The organism is Acidovorax sp. HMWF018, assembly GCF_003061035.1.
In the GTDB taxonomy this organism is placed as follows: Bacteria; Pseudomonadota; Gammaproteobacteria; order Burkholderiales; family Burkholderiaceae_C; genus Acidovorax; species Acidovorax delafieldii.
The window spans coordinates 16,171-23,908 of sequence record NZ_QAIM01000034.1 but is presented as its reverse complement, the minus strand read 5'-3'; the positions used below and the strand labels follow the sequence as shown (position 1 = coordinate 23,908).

Here is a 7,738-nt window from a genome sequence, read left to right as displayed (position 1 = left end):
GGGGTAGCCAGTGGCCTGGGCTTCCTTCAGGGCGGTGGAGTTCATCACGCCCCAGCCCCACAGCAGCACGTAGTCGGGGCGGCTCTGGCGCACTTGCAGCCAGGTGGCCTTCTGCTCCACGCCAGGGGCTGTCACAGGCAGCATCTGCAGCTCAAAGCCGTGCATCTTGGCGCGCTCCTGCAGCAGCGGGATAGGCTCCTTGCCAAACGGGCTGTCGTGGTACACCAGCGCAATCTTCTTGCCCTTGAGCTTGTCCAGACCGCCGTTGGCCTTGCCAATGTGCTGGATCAGGATGTCGGCGCCGGTCCAGTAGCTGCCCATGAACGGGAAGTTCCACTTGAATGCTTGGCCGTCCTGCGCCACCGACAGGCCGTAGCCCAGCGTCATCAGCGGAATCTTGTCCACGGGGGCTTTTTCGGTCAGCGCAAAGGTGATGCCGGTGGCCTGGGGGTCGAACAGCGACACGCCGGGGCGGCTCTTGAGGCGCTCATAGCATTCCACGCCACGGTCCGTGGCGTAGCCCGTTTCACATTCTTCAAAAGTCAGCTTCACACCATTGATGCCGCCGTCGCGGGCATTGATCATCTTGATGTAATCCTGCTTGCCGTTGGCCCACGGCACGCCGTTGGGCGCATAGGGGCCGGTGCGGTACGACAGCAGCGGGAAGAACTGCTCCTTGGCTTGTGCGAAAGCGCTCGTCGCGATGGACGATGCACCGGCAGCAACCACCGCAGCGGCGATCACGATTTTCGAAAGCTTCATGGATGTCTCCTTTGGATGAATGTGTTGAAGCACGGGAAAAAACAGGACAGATAGACAGTTAACGCGGCAATGCGACAGGCACGTATCGGGACTTGCGAGTAAGGGGTTTCCTGCAATGCCGTCCGGTCAATGGGGGAAAGGCCACAGGCGCAGCTTCTGCTTGGCGGTGGACCACAGCTTGGCCAGACCATGGGGTTCCACGATGAGGAACCACACGATCAGCGCACCGAAGATCATCAGCTCGGCATGCGATACGCCCGCCGTGGACACCTCGATGCCAAAGAGCCCCATGAAGGCCGGCAGGAACTGGTTGAGCACGATGGGCAGCACCACGATGAAGGCCGCACCAAAGAAGCCGCCCATGATCGAGCCCAGCCCGCCGATGATCACCATGAACAAGAGGCGGAACGATATTTCCACCGAGAAGGCTGCTGGCTCCCACGCGCCCAGGTGCACAAAGGCCCACAGTGCACCGGCCATGCCCACGATGAACGAGCTGACCGCGAACGCGCTGAGCTTGGCGTACATGGGGCGGATGCCGATCACGGCGGCGGCCACGTCCATGTCGCGAATCGCCATCCACTCGCGGCCAATGGCACCACGCACCAGGTTCTTGGCCAGCAGGGCCACGATGACCAGCAACGCCAGGCAGAAAAGGTATTTGCTGGTGGCGCTTTCGATGGGCATGCCCAGCACCTGCAGGTTGTTGACCGACACCGAGCCCGAGTCGGAGTTGTTGGTAAACCACTTGATGCGCAGGAACATCCAGTCGCTGAAGAACTGCGCGGCCAGCGTCGCCACGGCCAGATACAGCCCCTTGACGCGCAGGCTGGGCAGCCCGAACAGGATGCCGAAGAGCGTGGCGCACAGGCCGCCCAGGATCAGTGCAGGGATCAGCGGCATGCCTGGAAAGCGCACGAAGAAGTTGTAGGCGCCGTAGGCTCCCACGGCCATGAAGGCGCCCGAGCCCAGCGAGATCTGCCCGCAGTAGCCCACCAGGATGTTCACCCCCAGAGCCGCCAGCGCCATGATGACGAAGGGGATCAGGATGGCGCGGAAGATGTAGTCGCTGGCCAGCATGGGCACGGCGATGAAGGCAATGGCCAGGATGATGCCGATGGCAATGCGATCCTGCGCGATCGGAAAGATCTGCTGATCGGCGCGGTAGCTCGTCTTGAACTGGCCGTTTTCGCGGTAGAGCATGGAAGTCTCCTGTTCTTGTTGTTATGCGTTACACGCGGTCAATGATCTTTTCTCCGAACAGGCCCTGTGGCCTGAACAAGAGGAACACCAGCGCCAGCACATACGCAAACCAGATCTCGATGCCGCCGCCCACGAAGGGGCCCAGGTAAACCTCGGAGAGCTTCTCGCCCACGCCGATGATCAGCCCGCCGATGATGGCGCCGGGCACCGAGGTGAGGCCGCCCAGGATCACCACGGGCAGCGCACGCAGCGCCACCGTGGTCAGTGAGAACTGCACACCCAGCTTGCTGCCCCAGATCATCCCGGCCACGAGGGCCACGACACCGGCCACGCACCACACGATCACCCAGATGCGGTTGAGCGGAATGCCGATGGACTGGGCGGCCTGGTGGTCGTCGGCCACGGCGCGCAGCGCGCGGCCGGTGGAAGTCTTCTGGAAGAACACCGACAGCAGGGCCACCAGTGCGGCGGCAATGGCGGCGGCAATCACGTCTTCCTTGTTGATCAGGATGCCGCCCTGAAAGAGGCTGTCGAGCATGAAGATCGGCTCCTTGGGCATGCCCACATCGATCTTGTAGATGTCGCTGCCGAACAGCGTCTGGCCCAGGCCTTCCATGAAGTAGGTAATGCCCAGCGTGGCCATGAGCAGCGTGGCGCCCTCCTGGTTCACGAGGTGGCGCAGCACCAGCTTTTCAATCAGCCAGGCCACCACAAACATGATGGCGCCTGCGATCACAAAGGCCGCCAGGTTGGCCACGATGGGGCTGCTGATGCCCGTCCACTTGGGGATCCATTCGGCAAAACGGGCCATGGCCAGCGCTGCGAACAGCACCATGGCGCCCTGCGCAAAGTTGAACACGCCCGAGGCCTTGTAGATCAGCACAAAGCCCAGCGCCACCAGCGAATACAGCATGCCGGCCATCAGGCCGCCGATCAGTGTTTCAAGAAAAAATGCCATGTTGTCTTCTCCTGATCAGTGCGAGGTGCCGAGATAGGCACTGATCACGTCTTCGTTGCTGCGCACTTCGTCGGGGCTGCCGTCGCCGATCTTCTTGCCGTAGTCCAGCACCACCACGCGGTCGCTGATGTCCATCACCACGCCCATGTCGTGTTCGATCAGCACGATGGTGGTGCCGAACTCGTCGTTCACGTCCAGGATGAAGCGGCACATGTCCTGCTTTTCTTCCACGTTCATGCCGGCCATGGGCTCGTCCAGCAGCAGTACCTGCGGCTCCATGGCCAGGGCGCGGCCCAGGTCCACGCGCTTTTGCAGGCCGTAGGGCAGCTGGCCCACGGGTGTCTTGCGGTAGGCCTGGATTTCCAGGAAGTCGATGATGTGCTCGACGTATTCGCGGTGGCGGATTTCCTCGCGCTCGGCCGGGCCGATGCGCAGCGCCTGCATCAGCAGGTTGCTTTTGATCTTGAGGTTGCGGCCGGTCATGATGTTGTCGATCACGCTCATGCCCTTGAACAGCGCCAGGTTCTGGAACGTGCGCGCCACGCCCATCTCGGCCACCTGGCGCGAGTTCATGTGGTCAAACGTCTTGCCCCGGAAGGTGATGGAGCCCTCGGACGGCGTGTACACGCCGTTGATGCAGTTGAGCATGGAGCTTTTGCCTGCGCCGTTGGGGCCGATGATGGCGCGGATCTCATGCTCCTTGACATTGAAGGAGATGTCGGTGAGCGCCTTCACGCCGCCAAACCGGAGGCTGATGTTCTTGACGTCGAGGATGACGTCGCCGATCTTTTTAGTGGTCATGGTGGGGGGCTTCTCCAGCGGGTAGAGCGCGGGCTTCATGCGGCACTCTTCACAGGCGCAAATGTCTTCGTGTCCGACAGCTTGAGCGTGGCGCTCACGCTGCCGGTGCGGCCGTCCTCGAACTTGACCTGGGTCTCGATGTACTGCTCGGTGCGGCCTGCGTACAGCGCATCCACCAGCACGCCGTACTTGTCGGCAATGAAGCCCCGGCGGACCTTGTTGGTGCGGGTGAGTTCGCCGTCGTCGGCGTCCAGCTCCTTGTGCAGCACCAGGAAGCGGCTCACCTGGCTGCCAGCCAGCATGGTGTCGGTGGCCAGGTCTGCGTTGACCTTCTCGATGCACTCGCGGATCAGTTCGTACACCTCGGGTTTTTGGGCCAGGTCGGTGTAGCCAGCGTAGGGCAGGTTGCGGCGCTCGGCCCAGTTGCCCACGGCGTCGAAGTCGATGTTGACCATCACGCAGACCTTCTCGCGCTTGTCGCCCAGGGCCACCACTTCCTTGATGTGCGGGAAGAACTTGAGCTTGTTCTCCACGTACTTGGGCGCAAACATGGCGCCGTCGTTGGCGCCGCCCATGATGCGGCCCACGTCCTTGACGCGGTCGATGATCTTGAGGTGGCCATGCGCATCCAGAAAGCCTGCGTCGCTGGTGTGGTACCAGCCGTCGGCCGTCAGCACCTCGGCCGTGGCGGCCGGGTTCTTGTAGTACTCCTTGAGCAGCCCGGCCGACTTGACCAGGATCTCGCCGTTGTCGGCCACCTTGATTTCCACACCGCGAATCGGCACGCCCACCGTGTCAGCGCGCGCCTGGTTGTCGGGCTGCAGGCACACGAACACGGCGGTTTCGGTGGAGCCGTACAGCTGCTTCAAGTTGATGCCGATGGAGCGGTAGAAGGTGAACAGGTCGGGCCCGATGGCCTCGCCCGCCGTGTAGGCCACGCGCACGCGGCTGAAACCGAGGTTGTTGCGCAGCGGGCCGTACACCAGCACATTGCCCAATGCGTACTTGATGCGGTCGAGGGTGCCCACGGGCTCGCCGTCCATGAGTGCGGGGCCCACGCGTTTGGCGACGCGCATGCAGGCCTCGAACATCTTGCGCTTCAAGGCGCCCGCGTCTTCCATGCGGATCATCACGCTGGTGAGCAGACCTTCAAAGATGCGCGGTGGCGCAAAGTAGTAGGTGGGGCCCACTTCCTTCAGATCGATGGTCACCGTGCTGGCCGACTCGGGGCAGTTGACCACGTAGCCGCAGGCCAGCCACTGGGCATAGCTGAAGATGTTCTGCCCGATCCAGGCGGGGGGCAGGTAGGCCAGCACTTCTTCGCTGCTGGTGAGCTTGTCGAACTCGGCGCCCGCACTGGCGCGGTCCAGCAGCGTGCTGTGGGTGTGGACCACGCCCTTGGGGTTGCCCGTGGTGCCGGAGGTGAAGAACATTGCAGCCACGTCGCCGGGCTGGGCCTTGGCCACCTCGGCCTTGAACCAGCCGGGGTTCTTTGCAGCAAAGGCCTTGCCGGACTCGATCAGGGCATCCAGCGATGCCAAGCCGGGCTCTGCGTAGTTGCGCAGGCCGCGGGGGTCGTCAAAGAAGATGTTGGAGATCTGCGGGCATTGCTCGCGGATTTCGAGCAGCTTGTCCACCTGCTCCTGGTCTTCCACCAGGCAAAAGCGCACCTCGGCGTTGTTGAGCGGGAAGATGCACTCGGCCGCCACCGCGTCCTGGTACAGCGGCACGGGGATGGCGCCCAGCGACTGGGCGGCCAGCATGGTGGCGTACAGGCGGGGGCGATTTGCGCCCACCACCACCATGTGTTCATGGCGCTTCAGGCCCGCCAGGTGCAGGCCGGCCGCTACCTGTTCCACCAGGCGCACCAGGTCGGCCCAGCTGTGGGTTTGCCAGATGCCATATTCTTTTTCGCGCAGGGCCGGGGCATTGGGGCGCTCGGCGGCATGCTTGAGCAGCAGTTGCGGGAACGTGGTCAACATTGCAGGTTCCTGAAAGTGAGAAGGTGTCAGCCCGGTGACTGCCGGGCGCGCAAGCTTGTGATTGCGCGATGGGGGAATGCTAGGACCCACTTTGACGTCATCTTGTCTTGCCGACGACAATTTAGGGGTAACTCCCGGGTGGGTAAAACCCTGCCCACGGGCGGGCGGTATCCTCCGGGGCATGTACGCCCCGTTCTTCGGCCTTCAGCACCCGCCGTTCTCCATCGCCCCCGACCCCCGCTACCTGTTCATGAGCGAACGGCACCGCGAGGCGCTGGCGCACCTGCTGTATGGCCTGGACGCCGGCGGCGGTTTTGTGCTGCTGACCGGCGAGGTGGGTGCGGGCAAGACCACGGTGTGCCGCTGCTTTCTGGAGCAGATCCCGCCGCATTGCAACGTCGCTTACATCTTCAACCCCAAGCTCACCGTGGGCGAGCTGCTGCGCTCCATCTGCGACGAGTTTGGCGTGCCCCACCGGCCCTCGGTGGCAGGCGTGGAGACGGTCAAGGACTACATCGACCCGCTCAATGCCTCGCTGCTGGCGGCGCACGGCGCCGGGCGCAACACCGTGCTGATCATCGACGAGGCGCAGAACCTGTCGGCCGACGTGCTGGAGCAGCTGCGCCTGTTGACCAACCTGGAAACCAGCGAGCGCAAGCTGCTGCAGATCATCCTGATCGGCCAGCCAGAGCTGCGCACCATGGTCGCCAGCCCCGCCTTGGAGCAACTGGCCCAGCGAGTGATTGCGCGTTTTCACCTCGATGCGCTGAGCGCGCAGGAGACCCAGCAATACATTGCCCACCGCCTGGCCGTGGCGGGCCTGCAAGGGCCGCTGCCCTTCAGCCGCAGCGCCATCCGGCGGGTGCACACGCTGTCGCGCGGCATTCCCCGGCGCATCAACCTGCTGTGCGACCGGGCGCTGCTGGGAGCCTATGCCGCCGGGGTGCGCGAGGTCAGCGCCCGCATCGTCCAGCGCGCGGCGGCTGAGGTGTTTGATGCGCCAGCGTCGGCCGCTGCGGCGCGCAGCGCCCGGGGCCTGTGGCCGCGCTGGGCGGTTGCGGGCCTGGGCGTGGTGGCCGGTGCAGCCCTGGTGGCGGGCGGCTGGGCACTGGGAACTTGGCCGCAATGGTCTCGGCAAGGCGCCGTGTCATCCGCCGTGCCTGCGGGCGCGATGACCAGCAAAACATCTGCCAGCGCGCCACCGAGCGGCGCTGCCAGCACAGCGGGGGTAACGCCCGCAGCCCCTGCGTCAGGGGCTTTGGCCCCGCGCGGGGCAGCGCCGGTGGCCATGTCGGACCTGCAGCAGTTTGTGGCCGCACTGCCCGCCAGCGACACCGCCGCCTGGCAGGTGCTGGCTTCGGCCTGGGGTGCCAGTGTGGCCGATGGCGCCGACGCCTGCGCCGCATTGCCCCGCGAGGGCTTGCGCTGTTATCGCAACCGCCGCGCCGGCCTGAACCTGGTGCGGCAGATCGACCGCCCGGTGCTGCTCACGCTGTTCCCGTCCGAAGAGGGCGACGTGGCGGTGTCGGCCGTGCTGCGCCGCCTGGACGGCGACACGGCCACGCTGGAAGGCGGGGGCCGCACAGTGCGCGTGCCCGTGGCCGAGCTGGCCCAGGTGTGGCGCGGCGACATTGCCACGCTGTGGCGCACGCCGCCCGATATGCCCGACAAGGGCGACCTGGCGGAGACCCCCGCTGGCGCCGCCTGGCTGGACCAGCAACTGGCCACGGCTGCAGCAGGGGGCACGCGGGCTGCCGTACCTGCAGCCGGCCGCGCGACCACGCCGGCCCAGCGCCAGTCCCGCATCCAGCGCTTCCAGCTCGCCCAGGGGGTGACCCCGGACGGCCGGGCGGGCCCCTTGACCCTCATGCTGCTCAACCGTGTCAACGGCGTGAGCGAACCGCGCTTGCGCACCGGAGGCTGAACCCAGTGTCTTACATCCTTGATGCGCTGCGGCGCGCAGAAGCTGAGCGCGGCCGTGGCGCTGTGCCCGGCATCCATACCCCGGCGGTGCCTGTCCCCGGTGCCGTGC

Annotated in this window: 6 protein-coding genes; 1 reads left to right on the top strand and 5 read right to left on the bottom strand. The window is 65.0% G+C overall.

Annotation, left to right across the window (positions count from 1 at the left end; all coding sequences use genetic code 11):
* From DBR23_RS01045 to DBR23_RS01025, 5 genes are all read right to left on the bottom strand, one after another.
* Positions 1-762 (bottom strand): ABC transporter substrate-binding protein (locus tag DBR23_RS01045; RefSeq protein WP_146191181.1); only part of this gene is annotated, 762 nt, incomplete at its 3' end.
* Between the two features lie 126 nt (positions 763-888).
* Positions 889-1,965 carry a branched-chain amino acid ABC transporter permease gene (locus tag DBR23_RS01040; protein WP_108497016.1) on the bottom strand — a complete coding sequence of 359 codons (1,077 nt, stop codon included), beginning with the start codon at positions 1,963-1,965 and terminating at the stop codon, positions 889-891.
* A gap of 28 nt (positions 1,966-1,993) precedes the next feature.
* A complete protein-coding gene (locus DBR23_RS01035) occupies positions 1,994-2,923 on the bottom strand; it encodes a branched-chain amino acid ABC transporter permease (protein ID WP_056059706.1) in 930 nt (309 codons plus the stop codon).
* Positions 2,924-2,938: 15 nt separating this feature from the next.
* Positions 2,939-3,724: an ABC transporter ATP-binding protein gene (locus DBR23_RS01030; protein ID WP_056060064.1), complete on the bottom strand. Its 786-nt coding sequence runs from the start codon at positions 3,722-3,724 to the stop codon at positions 2,939-2,941.
* Positions 3,725-3,759: 35 nt separating this feature from the next.
* Positions 3,760-5,706, bottom strand: coding sequence for a long-chain fatty acid--CoA ligase (locus tag DBR23_RS01025; protein ID WP_056745640.1), 1,947 nt, complete (start codon positions 5,704-5,706; stop codon positions 3,760-3,762).
* Between the two features lie 181 nt (positions 5,707-5,887).
* Between DBR23_RS01025 and DBR23_RS01020 the strand changes: the two genes are divergently transcribed.
* A complete protein-coding gene (locus tag DBR23_RS01020; RefSeq protein WP_108497015.1) occupies positions 5,888-7,630 on the top strand; it encodes an AAA family ATPase in 1,743 nt (580 codons plus the stop codon).
* The last annotated feature ends 108 nt before the right edge of the window (positions 7,631-7,738 follow it).

Excerpts from the sequence above, each read along its gene's own strand:
- DBR23_RS01040 (WP_108497016.1), bottom strand. The coding sequence starts at position 1,965 with ATGCTCTACCGCGAAAACGGCCAGTTCAAGACGAGCTACCGCGCCGAT.
- DBR23_RS01035 (WP_056059706.1), bottom strand. The coding sequence starts at position 2,923 with ATGGCATTTTTTCTTGAAACACTGATCGGCGGCCTGATGGCCGGCATG.
- DBR23_RS01030 (WP_056060064.1), bottom strand. The coding sequence starts at position 3,724 with ATGACCACTAAAAAGATCGGCGACGTCATCCTCGACGTCAAGAACATC.
- DBR23_RS01025 (WP_056745640.1), bottom strand. The coding sequence starts at position 5,706 with ATGTTGACCACGTTCCCGCAACTGCTGCTCAAGCATGCCGCCGAGCGC.
- DBR23_RS01020 (WP_108497015.1), top strand. The coding sequence starts at position 5,888 with ATGTACGCCCCGTTCTTCGGCCTTCAGCACCCGCCGTTCTCCATCGCC.